12 protein-coding genes and 1 pseudogene are annotated in these 14715 nt (G+C 62.7%); 6 read left to right on the top strand and 7 right to left on the bottom strand.

The window, feature by feature from the left end; translation table 11 throughout:
- Positions 1-66: 66 nt before the first annotated feature.
- Entirely contained in the window at positions 67-2025 is a 1959-nt protein-coding gene (locus H040_RS24770) for an alkyl/aryl-sulfatase (protein ID WP_027919245.1), read from the top strand.
- Between the two features lie 18 nt (positions 2026-2043).
- Here the strand turns inward: H040_RS24770 and H040_RS24765 are convergent, their stop codons facing one another.
- Positions 2044-2343, bottom strand: coding sequence for a DUF202 domain-containing protein (locus tag H040_RS24765; protein WP_027919244.1), 300 nt, complete (start codon positions 2341-2343; stop codon positions 2044-2046).
- 154 nt (positions 2344-2497) lie between these two features.
- Positions 2498-3835: a DUF1329 domain-containing protein gene (locus tag H040_RS24760; RefSeq protein ID WP_027919243.1), complete on the bottom strand. Its 1338-nt coding sequence runs from the start codon at positions 3833-3835 to the stop codon at positions 2498-2500.
- A gap of 150 nt (positions 3836-3985) precedes the next feature.
- Here H040_RS24760 and H040_RS24755 point away from each other — a divergent pair, with 150 nt between their 5' ends.
- The gene (locus tag H040_RS24755; RefSeq protein ID WP_027919242.1) at positions 3986-4948 is read left to right on the top strand and encodes a LysR family transcriptional regulator; all 963 of its coding nucleotides are present in this window, start codon (positions 3986-3988) and stop codon (positions 4946-4948) included.
- Here H040_RS24755 and H040_RS24750 read toward each other — a convergent pair.
- The 3 genes from H040_RS24750 to H040_RS24740 form a co-directional block, all read right to left on the bottom strand.
- Positions 4933-6243 carry an MFS transporter gene (locus tag H040_RS24750; RefSeq protein WP_033696270.1) on the bottom strand — a complete coding sequence of 437 codons (1311 nt, stop codon included), beginning with the start codon at positions 6241-6243 and terminating at the stop codon, positions 4933-4935. The two genes, H040_RS24755 and H040_RS24750, sit on opposite strands and share 16 nt — an antisense overlap.
- 63 nt (positions 6244-6306) lie before the next feature.
- Positions 6307-7470: an acyl-CoA dehydrogenase family protein gene (locus tag H040_RS24745; RefSeq protein ID WP_027919240.1), complete on the bottom strand. Its 1164-nt coding sequence runs from the start codon at positions 7468-7470 to the stop codon at positions 6307-6309.
- 15 nt (positions 7471-7485) lie between these two features.
- Positions 7486-9033 (bottom strand): AMP-binding protein, encoded by a 1548-nt coding sequence (locus H040_RS24740; protein WP_027919239.1) that lies wholly within the window; start codon positions 9031-9033, stop codon positions 7486-7488.
- Between the two features lie 428 nt (positions 9034-9461).
- Here H040_RS24740 and H040_RS24735 point away from each other — a divergent pair, with 428 nt between their 5' ends.
- Positions 9462-10667, top strand: coding sequence for a GAF domain-containing sensor histidine kinase (locus tag H040_RS24735; RefSeq protein ID WP_027919238.1), 1206 nt, complete (start codon positions 9462-9464; stop codon positions 10665-10667).
- 64 nt (positions 10668-10731) lie between these two features.
- Here H040_RS24735 and H040_RS24730 read toward each other — a convergent pair whose 3' ends face one another.
- A complete protein-coding gene (locus tag H040_RS24730) occupies positions 10732-12207 on the bottom strand; it encodes a PAS domain S-box protein (RefSeq protein WP_027919237.1) in 1476 nt (491 codons plus the stop codon).
- 197 nt (positions 12208-12404) lie between these two features.
- Here H040_RS24730 and H040_RS24725 point away from each other — a divergent pair, with 197 nt between their 5' ends.
- The 3 genes and pseudogenes from H040_RS24725 to H040_RS24715 all read left to right on the top strand — a co-directional run.
- Complete coding sequence (locus H040_RS24725; RefSeq protein ID WP_027919236.1) at positions 12405-13391, top strand: hypothetical protein; 987 nt, start codon at positions 12405-12407, stop codon at positions 13389-13391.
- Positions 13392-13463: 72 nt separating this feature from the next.
- Complete coding sequence (locus tag H040_RS24720) at positions 13464-13643, top strand: CsbD family protein (RefSeq protein WP_027919235.1); 180 nt, start codon at positions 13464-13466, stop codon at positions 13641-13643.
- Between the two features lie 169 nt (positions 13644-13812).
- Positions 13813-14098: pseudogene (locus tag H040_RS24715) on the top strand (integrase); the annotation flags it as partial.
- A gap of 36 nt (positions 14099-14134) precedes the next feature.
- Here H040_RS24715 and H040_RS24710 read toward each other — a convergent pair.
- Entirely contained in the window at positions 14135-14536 is a 402-nt protein-coding gene (locus H040_RS24710) for an IS110 family transposase (RefSeq protein ID WP_112312920.1), read from the bottom strand.
- Positions 14537-14715: the final 179 nt, after the last annotated feature.

Raw genomic sequence — 14715 nt, 5'->3', positions numbered from 1 at the left:
GTGGTATTGGTTCGCCTGCGAGCTGTGTCCTTAGAGTGTTCGTCTCAGAACAACAAGGACCACCCCATGCGCCTACGTACACTGCCCTGCCTGCTAGCATTGGCCCTGCCTCACACGGTGCTGGCCGACGGGTCGGCCAAGGACGCCAGCGACCTCACCCGCCAGAGCAATCAGCAATGGTTGCAGCGCCTGCCCTTCGACGACCGCAGCGACTTCGACAATGCCCGCCGCGGGTTGCTCGAAGCCCTCGACCAGCCCGTGGTCAATGCCGACGGCAAAACCGTCTGGAACCTGCAGCGCTATGCCTTCCTGAAAGGCGAGGCACCGGCCACGGTCAACCCGAGCCTGTGGCGCATCGCCCAGCTCAACACCCTTGCCGGGTTGTTCAAGGTCAGCGAAGGCATCTACCAGGTGCGCGGCCTCGACCTGGCCAACATGACACTGATCGAAGGCGAGCGCGGCCTGATCGTGATGGACCCGTTGCTGTCGGTGGAAACCGCCAGGGCCGGGTTGGCCATGTACTTTCGCCATCGCCCGCAGCGGCCGGTGGTGGCGGTGATCTATACCCACCCGCACGTCGACCATTTCGGAGGGGTGCGTGGGGTGATCGACGAGGCGGACGTCAAGGCCGGCAACGTGCAGGTCATCGCCCCGCAGGGCTTCTTCGAACATGCCATCAGCGAAAACGTGCTGGCCGGGCCAGCAATGAAGCGCCGGGCGCAGTACATGTACGGCGCGCCACTGCCACGCGGGCCACGCGGCCAGGTGGATGCCGGCCTGGGCAAGGGTGTGCCGGCCAATGCCACGATTAGCCTGATTGCCCCGACCCGGCTGATCGAACAGCCCTTCGAGACCCTGCGCATCGACGGTGTCGACATCGAGTTCCAGCTCACCCCTGGCACCGAGGCGCCTGCTGAAATGAACCTGTGGTTCCCACAGTTCAAGGCCCTGTGCATGGCCGAGAACGCCTCCCACGTGCAGCACAATGTGCTGACCCTGCGCGGTGCCCAGGTGCGCGATGCCAAGGTGTGGGCGCACTATCTCGACCAGTCGCTGTTGCGCTATGGCGAGCAGGCAGAAGTGGTTTTTGCCCAGCATCACTGGCCGACCTGGGGCGGCGCGGCGATCCGCGACTACCTGGCTGATCAGCGCGACATGTACGCCTTCATCGACAGCCAGACCCTGCGCCTGATCAACCGCGGCCTTGGCCCCACCGAGATCGCCGCCGCGCTGACCACCTTGCCGCCACGGCTGGCCAGTAAATGGTACAGCCGCGACTACTACGGCTCGCTCAGCCATAACGTTCGGGCGGTGTATCAGCGCTACATGGGCTTTTACGACGGCAACCCGGCAACGCTCAACCCGTTACCACCGAGCGAGGCCGGCGCGCATTACGTCAAGGCCCTGGGCGGCGCCGAGCGGGTGCTGACCCTGGCCCGTGAGGCCTACGGCAGCGGTGATTACCGCTGGGTTGCCGAGCTCACCCGGCACCTGGTATTCGCCCAGCCCGACAACAGCGCAGCGCGCGAGCTGCAGGCCGACGCCCTGGAGCAACTGGGCTACCAGAGCGAGAACGCCACCTGGCGCAACGCCTACCTGACCGGTGCGCAAGAGCTGCGCAACGGTGTGGCGCCGGCCGCCAGCAAAGGCGGCAGCGCGGACGACCTGGTACGCGCCCTGACCCCGACGCTGTTCTTCGATTACCTGGGCGTACGCGTGGATGCTGCCAAGGCCGCCGAGCAGGACCTGACCATCAACTGGCACTTCACCGACCTGAACGAAGACTATGCCCTGACCCTGCGCAACGGCGTGCTCACCCACCGCGACCACACCCGCCACGGGCAGGCGGATGTCGAAGTTAAAATGAGCAAGGCTACTCTGGACCGCATCGCCCTGAAGCAGACCGGCTTTCTCAAGGAAGCGACAGTGGGTGATATCGACATCAGTGGCGAGCGTGTGAAGTTCATGCGCTTCATGGCAGGGCTGGACGAGCCGGACGGCCGCTTCAATATCGTCACCCCCTGAATCACCCACAGCGCCGCCCTAAAGCGAGCGGCGCAACCACACGCTCAGCACCAGGCCCGCCACCTCCAGGGCACAGAGCAGCACGCCCCAGGCGGCTGCGTGGCCCTGCTCGCGATGCAGCAGGCCCAGCCCTCGGCGGTACACCCCGCGCTCACGGGCCCGGCCCGGCAGCGCCAGCAGCGCCGCCATGCCGGCCAACATCCACATTGCGCTACGCCAGGCGAGGCACGCTGCCAGCAGCAACGACACCTGCGTGCGCCGCCAGGCCAGCACCGTACGCTCGGCCTGCAGCGCAGTATCCCCAGCACTCTCCGCCATGCCAACGCGCCCCTGGCACGCTGGCGAGCCCGGGTCCAGGCAAGGAAGGTACGCTCATTGGCCAGGGTAAAACGCGGGTCGGGCGCCTTGCCCTGCCCCAGCAACCAGCGCTGCCAAGGGGTATGACGGTGATCGCATTTATCAGAGCCCTGTGTCAACGCAGCCCTTGGCTGCGCAATGCGCCCGGGGAGAAGTAGGAAGCACTGGTGCGCACGTCGAAGGCGTACGGCCTTGGCTGCTCGTTGGTCAGGCCAGACAGCTGGTAGCGGCCACTGCGCAGGTCGTAGATCGCCTCCATGGCGTTGACCAGCGCCTGCCCGGTCACGTGGTAGTAGCTGTGGGCCTGGGCGGTGCGCCACACTTGGCCTTCATGGTCAAAGAAGTCCGCCTCGAGGATGGCCCAACTGTCCTCGTCCAGGTAATAGCGGCGGCTGGCGTACAGATGCTTCGCCCCAGGCTTGAGGGTGCCCACCACCTCCCACATCCGATGCAGCTCGTAGCGGGTGGGTTGCGGGTTGACGTGCCCCGGCCCGATCAGCGCAGCATAACCGAGCAGGGGCGAAGCCAGGCGATAGCTGTTGTACGGCACGTGCAGGACCTTCTTGCCCACCAGGGTCCACTGGTAGAGGTCCGGGGCGCCGTTGAACATGTCGCGGCTGTCGGCGGTGCGCAGGCCGGCCGTGCCCGGGGTGATGCTGTCGTAGGCCAGCGCCGGCGCGCGCCGCACCCGCCGCTGGCTGCTGCTGTACAGCCACGAGAGGCGCGGCTGGGCCACCTGATCGAGGGTTTCGTGCAGCACCACGGCATCGCCCGCCAGGCGCGACGGCGCGGTCATGCGGTAACTCAGGTAATACAGCACGTTGCCCGCTTGGCCGCCTTCCAGTACGTCGGGGCGGACGAAGTTTTGTTGCAGGCTCATCGTCGCGAAGCGACCATCGCCACGCGGGGTGATGCTGTCCGAGGCCAGGCTGTAACTGCCGTTGCGCGGCCGGGTGAGGTGGTTCCACAGCACCTGCAGGCCATTCTCGGGCCTGGGGAATGCCACTACGCCGGCAAAGCCTTCCACACCGTTGCCGTCATTGACCAACCGGGCACTGGCCGCATTGTACCGGGCCCACTCGGCCACGGGTGGCGGCACCGCGACACTGCGGTGCGAGGGATACACCGGCAGCCGGAACGACTGCGGGTAACGCTGCATCAAGGCCACCTGTCCCGCCGTCAGCTGCTCCCGGTACTGGGTGTAGTTGCGGGCGGTGATCACATACAGCGGCTGCTCATCGACGTACGGGTCCAGCGGCGTACCGTTGACCGCCAACGACACTTGCCCCGCCTGCAGGCCGCCGTTCCAGGCCGGTATGCGGCCATCGCTGCTGGGGCCGCGTTCAGCACCCACCGGCGTCAGCTCTGCAGGCAGCGGCGTGGCCCCCACGTACAGGCTCAGCAGGCTGGCGTTGACAAACAGTAAGCTGCGCATCAGGGCGAATGGTTTCATCGGGCTTGGCCTCTTGTTGTTTTGGTGTCCAGGCCGGGCTTGCCTTGGCACGCCCTTTCGGGGTGATACTAGGAGCCGCGCTTCGAACCCCACAAATAACGTGTACGGATACGTGCCATATCAGTTCGGCATACCCTTGGAACCGCTCCGATGACCCTGAAACAGCTCCGCTATCTGATCGCCATCGTCGAAGCCGGCAGCTTCTCTTCGGCTTCACGTCGCGCCTACATTGCCCAGCCGGCGTTGAGCCGGCAGATCAGCCTGCTGGAAAGTGAGCTGGAGATGCAGCTGCTCGACCGCCAGCACGATGGCATTGCCCTGACCGATGCCGGGCGCCAGCTCTACGAAGTGGCCCGTCAGGTGGTGCAGAAACTCGACTCGGTGAAGGATGAGCTGAAATCCAGCCGCGGCGACCCCAAGGGCCACGTGGCCATTTCCATCCCGGCCACGGCCGCCGACCTGCTGCTGCCAGAAATCGTCAGGCGCGCCGAACAGCGCTTCCCCGGCGTGAGTCTGACCGTATGGGACGGCCTCAGCCGTGAAGGCGGCCAGGCTATCGAGCTGGGCAAGGTGGACTTCGGTGTGGTGCCCAATGCCGAGGAACTCGACCATGTGGAGGCCGAACCCATCTTCACCGAGGCGCTGTACTGGGTTGGCGCATCAGCCCCTGGCACCCCCGACACCATAACCCTCGCCGAAGCCGCCGCCACACGGCTGGTGCTGCCGCCCAGGGCGCTGCACCTGCGCCGACGCATCGAGCAAGCCGCCATGGAAGCCGCCGTACCCCTGGTCGCTACCTACGAGCAGCAATCGGCACCCGGTATCGCCAGCCTGGTGCGCGCCGGCCTGGCGGCGACCATCAGCAACTGGCCGCCGCTGAGCGTACTGCTCGAACCCACGGCGGCACGGCGCATCGTCGCCCCCCCCATCAGCCGCACCATCGCCTTGGCGCACTCCCAGCACAAACCCCTGTCGTTCGCTGCCGGTTGCCTACGCGACCTGGTGCGCAGCGTGCTGATCGACCTGGTCAACAGCGGCCGCTGGCGGGGCGAACTGATCGGCAAGGAGGCCGAGCCGCTGGAGTCGGTGCTCGGCGTTCAGCTGGCGGTCTGAGCGCGCGCCTGCCTGCCAGCGGCAGCAGACTCGCGCAGGCGCTGCTGGGTGCGCTGCGGGTTCATGGTGGCCAGGCCCACCAACCCGGCCACCACCAGTACCGCGCCGCATACCAGGAAGCCCTGGGCATACCCTGCCGGGTGCTCGCTACCCGCACCGTGGACCAGCAAGCCGGTCACCACCGGCGCTGCCAGCCCGGCCAACGAGGCGATGCCGTTGCCCATGGCAAGGATGCCGCCGCGCTGAGCCGCCGGGGTGAACTCGGCGAGCATTGCCGGGCCCACGGAGTACATGACCAACGCCAGGCCACCACTGAGGGTCAGCGCCGCGACCCTTGCAGCCGTGCTCAAGCCAGGTAGCATCAGCGACGCCGACAACAACCCGCCCAGTATCAGGCACACCGAAACGAACACGCCGCGTGCCACCCGTGACGGCACGCGGCGCCCCATCAGGCGCTGGGAGAACCAGGCCATCAGCAAGCTCAGCGGCGTGGTCACGACCACGAACATGATGAAGATGCGCCCGGTCTGCAGCGGGTCGATACCCAGGCCCACCTGCAGGTAACTGGGCACCCAGGTCAGGGTGAGGGCCAGCGACCAGTTGGCGGCGAAGTGGCATACATAGTTGCCCATCACGCTGGGGTCGCCCAGCAGCCTGCGATAGGGAATCGCCGGTTCATCGGCCTTGAGCTGGCTGGCACGCAGGCGCTCCAGGGTGCCCTCCTGGCCCAGCCGCCACCACAACAGGCACCAGACCAGGCCGATCAGCGCAAGGATGATGAAATTGGTGCGCCAGCCGTAATGCAGGCTGACCCAGGGAATCATTGCGCCCGCCACCAGCAGGCCCATGGCACTGCCCGCATGCAGCAGGGCCACCGGCAGATTGCGCCGGTCGTTGGGGAACCATTTGTACAGTGCATGGGTGGCGACCGGTGATGCCGGCCCCTCACCGATGCCCAGCAGCACCCGGCAGGCGACGATGGTCCACAGTGAGGTGGCAAACAGCATCGGCAGCTGGATCAGCGCCCAGAACAGGCCCATGCCCAACAGCAAGGTGCGGGTGGGTCGCCGGTTGGCCATAAAGCCACCAACCACGGCGGAGATCGCGAAGAACCAGTGTAAGGCGCCGCCGATCAGGCCGAACTCGGTGGCCGTCAGGCCCAGTTCGGCGCTCATCGGCACCGCCACCAGGCCGATCACCACCTTGTCGAGAAAGTTGACCAGCATCAGCAGGGCCAGCAACGCGGCCACCAGCCAGGCGGTACGGGGGTTGGGCAGGGAAGAATCCGCAGTCATGGCGAGTACTCTTGTTATTGTTGTGGGGTGTTGCAAAAGGCCGCCGCAAGGGCGGCCCGTCGTTCAGGCAGGCATCAGCACGCCTTTGGCGATGGTGTTGCGCTGGATCTCGCTGGTGCCGGTAAGGATACGCATCATCCGCGTGGCGCGGAAAATCCACTCCACCGGGTGGCCCTGCAGCAACCCCGCGCCGCCGTGCACCTGCACCGCTTTGTCGGCGATGCGGAAGGCAGCCTCGGAGACGAACAGCTTGCACATCGGCGCCTGGGTGCGGATATCGCCCCCTGCGTCGTTCACCTGGGCCGTGGCGTAGACCATGCTGCGCGCAGCGTGCAGCTCGGTGGCCATGTCGGCGATCATGTGGTTGACCGCCTGGAACATGGCGATCGGCTGGCCGAACTGCTTGCGGCTGCGTGCATGCTCGATCGACAGGTCCAGCGCCAGGCCGGCCATGCCCAGCAGGGTCGGGCAATGCAGCAGGCGGTTGAGGGTGATGCGCCCCATGGCCAGTTTGAACCCCTGCCCCTCTTCACCGATCAGGTTGGCCGCGGGCACGCGCACCTGGTCAAGCACGATGTCGCCGTGGGCACCGCCACCGGACATCACCGAGTAATCGCTGTCGATTCGCACACCCGGGCCGTTGAGGTCGACGAAGAACGCCGAAATGCCCTGGGCGCCCTTCCCCGGCCCGGTCACCGCCAGCAGCACTGCCAGGTCGGCGTAGGTGGCGCCAGAGATGTAACGCTTGCTGCCGCTGAGCACATAGTGGTCGCCGTCGCGGCGGGCCTGGGTGGTAATGGCGGTGGCATCGGAGCCGGCCTCGGCTTCGGTCAAGGCAAAGCACACAGCCTTTTCAGCGCGGCACACTGGCTTGAGAAAGGTCTCGACCTGGTAGGGGCTGGCCACCTTGAACAGGTGGCCGACCCGCGGTGGCCCCGACAGCTCGCCCAATACGTGTGAGGCAAGCATGGAGCCTGTCAGCACCGTGGCCTCCTTCACCGCGCACAGGTCGGCCACGTTCAGGCCGGCCCCGCCCATGCTTTCGGGCAGCATGACGGTGTACAGGCCCTGCTCGCTGGAAAGCTTCCACACCTGCCGCAGCACCGGCTGGGGGTGCGGGCGCGCCCAGTCCAGCCGTGCCTGCTGTTCCAGCGGGCGTACCTGATCGCGGACGAAACCCTCGATCGCTTCGATAATCTGCGCAGCCTTTTCACTGGGTTGATACATGGTGATGCTCCCTGGTCAGATACGACGTTCGCTGTGTTGCCAGTAGTTGTCCCGGACCAGGCGGCGCACCACCTTGCCATTGGGGTTTTTCGGCAGTTCGCTGACAAAGTCGACGCCGCGCGGCTTCTTGAAACCGGCCAGCGCCCGGCCGCAACGCTCGATCAGTTCGGCGGCCTCCAGTTGTGCCCCGGGCTTGAGCACGACCACCGCGCGCACCGCTTCACCCCACTGCGCGTCGGGCACGCCGACCACCGCCACCTCGAACACCTCGGGAAAGCCGTAGATCACCTGCTCCACTTCGCTGGGGTACACGTTGAAACCGCCGGAGATGATCATTTCCTTCTTGCGATCGACGATGAACACGTACCCCTGGGCGTCGACCGTCGCCAGGTCGCCGGTAAGGTAATAGCCGTCGCGCATCACTTCGGCGGTGAGCGCCGGGGCGCGCCAGTAGCCCTGCATCACGTCGGGGCCCTTGACCACGATCTCGCCGACTTCACCCGGGGCCACATCCTCGAACGCCTCGTTGACCACTCGCAGGTCGGTCTCGAAGTAGCACCGCCCGCAGGAGGCCAGGCGCCGATAATCGCCGTCTTCCACCAGGTGGTCCTGCTCGGTCAGTACAGTGACCAGCGAACAGGTTTCACCGGCGCCGTAACCTTGCGCGAGAATCGGACCGAACAGTTCGATGGCCTTTTTCACCAGGGCAGGTGCCATGGGCGCGGCGCCGTACATGACCAGCTTCAGGCTCGACAGGTCGAAGCGTTCAACGCCGGGGTAATTGACCAGGCGGTTGATCATCGCCGGCACCAGGAACAGCCGCGTCACCCGTTCGCGCTGGATGGTCTCCAGCAACAGGCGGTCGTCATAACGGTCGAGCAGCAGGTTGCAGGCGCCTACCGCCAGCAGCGGCATGATCTGCATACCGCTGGCATGGGTGATGGGCCCCACATGGGCCATGACGTCGCCTGGCGCGGAGCGCCGTGTGGGGCTGGCAATGCTCTTGCGCACCAGCGCCTTGCGGTTGCCGAACGACAGCATCGCAGCCTTGAGCACACCGGAGCTGCCGGAGGTGTAATGCAGCACGGCCAGCGCATCGTCGGCCGGATCCAGGCCTAGCGGTGCCTCACTGCCGCGCTCGAGCAACGCGGCATAGCCCAGATCACCGCCCTCGCCTTCCAGTACGATCAGCTGGCGCAGCAGCGGCAACTCCGTACGCCGCGCTGCCAGCGCCTGGGCAAAACGGGCATCGGTGATCAGTGCAACGCTGCAGGAGTCTCCCAGCACCCGCACCACTTCATCCACTGACAGCCGCGCATTGATCGGCACCTTGACCATCGCCGCCTTGTACAGCGCCACTTCCGCTTCGACCAGCTCCACGCGGTTGGCGGCGAGAATCGCCACATGCTCGCCGATACCCACGCCCAGCGTACCCAGCGCTGAGGCCAAGCGGTTGCTGCGGCATTCCAGCTGGGCGTATGTGACGCGCCTCTGGCTGTCCGCCACGGCGATGTGGTCCGGCCAATAGCGGGCACTTCGGGTAATGATCGTTCCAAGGTTCACGTTGTTGTTCTCGTCGACAGGAAGACATCGACGATGCTAATCAGCTGTGCGCGTGCAGATGAAATACAAGATTCAGATGTGGGCCATAACGTTATTGGCTGGCGTAAGGCCCAGACATGCTGGGGCTGGCGAGTGGTTGGGATCTGGCAGTCATTGTGTGTGGCAGCATCGTTTCATGAGCGAAGCGATTTCGACCCTGGCGGATACCACCGTCCCAACGCTCTGTGGTCAGTGGCGGCCTTCAGATGTCCGCTGTGGGTCCAAAGCAGCCTGTCACCACTGACCGCTACCGACCCAAAGCTGTGGTGGGTCGATGGCGAACGAAAGGGTCAACGCTGGCGTTCACCTGCCTAGCGCCCAGATTCATTGTTAAAACCGGGCGCTTACGCTTTAATTCCAATTTGCCAGTCATCCAATCGGCGACATTGATGCCTTATCCGTCTGACTTTTCACTCGACATCAGTGCGATCGCCAAGATCGAGGCTGTGCCGCTTATTCTCAATATGGTGAAGCATATTACCGGCATGCGCTTCGCGGCGATTGCGCGTGTGACCGAGAAGAAATGGGTGGCTTGCGCCGTCGACGCCTCCATTGATTTTGGGCTTCTACCTGGCGGCGAGTTAGTGCTGGAAACGACGATTTGCCATGAAATTCGTCAGCATCGCCAACCCGTTCTATTCAAATATGCCAGTGAGCATCCGGTGTACTCCACCCACCACACCCCTCAGACCTACGGCCTGGAAAGCTACGTCTCCATTCCGATCACCCGGACAAACGGAGATTTCTTCGGGACGCTCTGTGCTATCGATGAGGTTCCGGCCCATTTTGATGAAGATGCGGTGTGCAAAACCCTAACGCTTTTTGCGCAGTTAATAGCCGTTCAACTAGACGTTGTGGCGGAGCTAGAGACCAAAGCCATCGAACTGGCCGATGCAGCTGAGACGGGCATCTTTCGCGAGCAATTCATTGCCGTACTGGGACATGACCTCCGCTCGCCACTGAGCGCTATCAGAATGAGCGCCGATCTGTTGGAGGCTAAGCTTCCCGCCGGTCGCGAGCAGAAGCTGGCCACTGCTATACGACAAAGCTCGCAGCGGATGAATAACTTGATTGAAGATGTCCTGGATTTCTCCCGAGGAAAGTTGGGGGGAGGTATTCCGGTCAAGCGGACGTTGGTGGACAACCTGGGTGACGTCTTTATTGCCGTCATCAATGAAATCATGACGAGTCATCCCACCGTCAACATCCATCATCAGGTGATGATTTCACCTGGGGTTTTTTGTGATCCCGGGAGAATGGGGCAGTTGCTCTCAAATCTGTTGGGCAATGCAGTGGCTCACGGTGCGCGTGATCAGCCGATAGAGGTCATCGCAAGCATGCAAGAAAAGCATATAGTCCTGTCAGTGATGAACCATGGCCCAGAAATTCCCGACATTTTGTTACCGCTACTGTTCCAGCCGTTCAAGAGGTCGGCTGGTGGTGGTCGCGGAGAGGGCCTGGGGCTTGGTTTGTATATCGCCTCTCAAATTGTGACCGGTCACAACGGGACGCTATCAGTCACCTCTACGTCTGCGTCCGGCACGCGCTTCGTAGCGAAATTTCCTGCCACCTTGGAGTGGATGAGTGCGGACTAGAGGTTGAGCTCCTCCACGAGGTTAAGCCAAGCTCCTGCGGCTGTTGGGCGCCAGACCACGATGGTTACCCTGCAAACAACCTTCGTTCCCGAGCCCAGACTATCGCCTCACTACGACTATGGACGTCGAGTTTGGAATAAACGGTGGATACATGGTTGCGTACGGTGTTGAGCGCCAGGTTCAACCGCGCAGCGATTTCTTTGTCGGCAAGGCCTTCGCAAATGAGCGCCAACACGTCACGCTCTCGGCGCGTAAGGTCGGTAAACGATGCATCCGGCAAACGACCGGTATTCATTCGTTTCGCGTTGGCCAATTTCTCTATCAGGGTTTGGCTGAACCACGACGCATCCTGCATGACCGTCTCGATCGCCTCGACCAACTCCAGTTCTGAACGCTTGCGCTCGGTGATATCCATCAGTACGAGCAGGTAGCAGGGCGAGTCTTGCAGGCTAACGCTGTCGGCCTGCAGGACACAGTCGAGTCGTTCGTCGTTTTTTTTGCGCAGTTTCAGGTCTAGCGCTTCGATACGGCCTGTCTTTTCCAGCACGTCGAATACCTGCGACATGACGCGCCGATCATCCATGAACTCTATTTCAGCCACCGTTTTGCCGATCAGCTCCTGAGCGGTGTAACCCAGCGTGTCGAGAAAGGCTTCGTTGGCATCAATAAGCTGCTGCCTGTCGGCGCTGCACAGCAGGGTAGGCACCGGGCTCAGGCGAAACGCCTTGGCAAAGCGTTCCTCGCTCTGACGCAGGGCATTTTCCGCCTTGCGCCTGGGCTCAAGGTCGGTGAAAGAGAACAACATGCAATCTTCCTCATGCATGTCCAGAGGTTGCCCGGCCACGATGACCAGCTTCGTGCCGCCATCCGGCAAGCGCAATTCGGCCTGCATCTGCGGGATGGTCGCACCCTCTATGAGCCGCTCGATCGCCAGCTCCTTGCGCTCGGCGTTTTCCAGCACATCCACCTCATAGACAGTCCTGCCGATGACGTTCTCCCGGACATGGCCGGTCATCTCCAGAAAACCTTGATTGACTTTGATAAAGCGTAGATCGCTAAGCCGGCAGATGACTGCAGGGGCCGGGTTGGCGTTGAAGGTTTTTTCGAAGCGCTGTTCGGCGCTGGCCCATTCAGTGGCATCGGCGATGATCAGCACCAGCGATTCAGCATCGCCCTTGCTGTCCGCCAGCACCATGCTGCGCACCCGGTGTACCCGGCTGCGCGCCTCCTCATCGCCAACGGGCGTAACCTCAACCACCACGTCGCTGAACACTTCCCCGGCAGCCACACGAGCAATAGGGTACTGCTCGGCTTCAAGCGGGTGGTTGTTGCGGTAGCGCAGGGCGAAGCGCTCGCGATAAGCCTCAGCGTTGCTACCCAGCAGCTCAAGGCTGTCGACGTCGTGCATGCGCAGGGCCGCTTCGTTCGCCCAGATGATCGATTGGTCGACTTCCAGCAGGATCACACCATCGGACAATCCGGCGATGATCTGCTGAAGTTGGCGGCGGTTGGTCTCTCGGGCGAGCACGGCGTCGCTCATGGCGGTTCTCCATTGCGCAGGTAAGTCATACCTGGAGCTTAATTGCTGCAGGCAGGCCAAGGGTGGTGCGGATGCACTAATCGATCAGGTGCAGATGCGCCAATACAGCCTTGCATGGGACCTGCAAACTGGCCCTGACGTTGCACCAGCGGTATCAGTTGCTGGTGCTGCCAGTCTCAACTCACGAGGATGCATAGATGACTGAATCGTATGTGACCGCCCCAGCCAATGCTGTCAGCACGCTGCGGGTATCCTGGAGCGCCGTGTTCGCAGGCGGCGCCATCGCCTTGGCCAGCTACCTGATACTCAGTGTGCTGGGAACGGCCATCGGCGCCGGCGCCGTGGACCCGATGGCTGAAGGCAACCCCTTGCGCGGCTTTGGTACGGGCGCGGGGGTGTGGTTGTTCATCAGCACGCTGCTCTCGGTGGCTGCCGGTGCCTGGGTGGCTGGCCGTACCGCACCTACCCGGGGAGGCCTGCATGGTCTGTTGAGTTGGACAGTGACCACGCTGATGGCTACCTGGCTGCTGGCCTCGTTAGCCGGCAGCGTGGTTGGCACCGCTGGCAACGTTGCCGGCAAAGGCCTCTCGCTCGCCGCCGACGGCGTCGCTGCAGCCGCGCCAGGTGTAGGCCAAGGCATCAAGGAGCAACTGAACAAGCAGGGTATCTCGCTCGACTGGGACAGCCTGGAAGCGGAGTTGAGCAAAACGCTGGAGCAGTCCGGCAAGGCTGAGCTGAATCCCTCGACCTTGGAGCACAAGGCCGATCAGGTTCAGGCTCAAGGTGAGTCTGCAGGCCAGGTCGCGGCCGAAAACCCGACCCTGGCCATCGACCAGCTCAAGCAGTGGTTCGAGCGGGTACGCAAGGCGGGTGAGCCTGCCCTGAGCGCTGCAGACAAGGAAGCCTTGGTCAACATCGTTGCTGCGCGTACCGGCAAGAGCCAGCAGGAGGCCGAGCAAGTGGTCGATAACTACGCCCGTGCTTATCAACAAGCCGCCGAGCAGGTGAAGGCTCTGAAGGAACAGGCAGAACAGCAGGCACGCGAAGCGGCTCAGGTCGCCGCCAGCAATGTTTCGAAAGCGGCCTGGGGCACCTTGGTAACGCTGCTGATCGGAGCCGCCTTGAGCTTTGCAGTAGGCCGCTTCGCGTTGTCTTCACGCAAGATCCCTGTCATCGCTGCGTGACACGCAATTCAATCGATGCAGGCATGTCTCATCCAACCCACGTTTCACTGAAGATTGTTTAAGGAGAAAACCATGAGCAGCACTTCGGACAAAGTAAAAGGCATGGCTAACGAAGCTGTCGGCAAGGTCAAGCAAGCCGTAGGCAAGGCCACCGGGAACACGGAACTGGAGTTGAAAGGTAAACTGCAGGAGAAAAAGGGCGAAGCGCAGCAGGTAGTCGGTGAAGTAAAGGATGCAGTTACCAAGGATTAACCTGGTCACCTGCTGATGAACAAAAGGTCGCCCTCGGGCGACCTTTTGTTCAGCGCGCCTGGCTAGGCCGTTCAAATGAGAATGGACTGGATCTACACCGGATCAAGTGTCCGCTATGGGGCGGTAAATGCCTCTGGGTCGAGCTGACCATCCTTGTCCTCCCTTACAGGGGGAGCACGTGCCATCGCGAGCGACAGTGATGCAGCAGAAAACCCAGCGGCCCCGTGCAGTTTGAGATTACAGAGCAAACGCGGCTGGCCCTACAGGCCTGGATACATCAAGCCCAACTGCACAGCGAGGATTGTCTTTTTCCAAGCCGGCTACACGCCTCAGCGCCTCTTTCCAAGCGCCAATACGCCCGAATCGTCATCGTGTGGATAGAAGCTATTGGCCTTGATCCAGCGATGTACGGCACGCACACGATGAGACGTACGAAGGCATCACTGTCGAGCCGAGGCGTTTCTCGGCAAGTCAGCTATCTGTAGTCGGGCTCACTTGCCGCCAAGGTTCGCCCGGGCCCATTGCTCAGCTGTGGTTACAGGAATCGACTGCTGTTCGTTGAAGGTTCCCGTTTTAGGCCATGCCACACCTCTGCCCTGTGCAAATACAGCATCGGTCTTGGCGCGTTTACCCATCGACTTGGCAAAGTCCCGGGCACGACTGGGATTGATCCGGCAAACCGGAAAGTCGTCATCCTGCAGCGCTTTGAGGACATTGCACTCGTAACCACCGGTAGCTTCGAGCAAAACCATTGAAACTGCATACCCGCCAAGCTTTTCGACGAGCAGTTGAAATCCTTTCAAGTCATTGGAAACACTGAAGTTCACACCCTCAGGGCGGATGTGAACGGCAAGTGTGGCACTGGAAACATCGATGCCGACAGAGGAAGACATGGCCAAACCCTCTTAAACTCAAGGAGTGAGAGCGCTTTGGCTTGGCCCACGCTTGTGATTCGAGATTACGGCCCTCATCCAACTGTTCGGGCTCTCGCCAAAGTGGAACGGTGAATGGCAGCTTTTGCTCCCACACGTGCTCAAGGCACCTCGGGCTATCAGCTTGCCATTCACCGCTC

Origin of the sequence: Pseudomonas sp. URMO17WK12:I7, from assembly GCF_003269045.1 — a bacterium.
GTDB lineage: Bacteria > Pseudomonadota > Gammaproteobacteria > Pseudomonadales > Pseudomonadaceae > Aquipseudomonas > Aquipseudomonas putida_J.
This window is presented reverse-complemented; position numbering and strand designations above follow the sequence as displayed.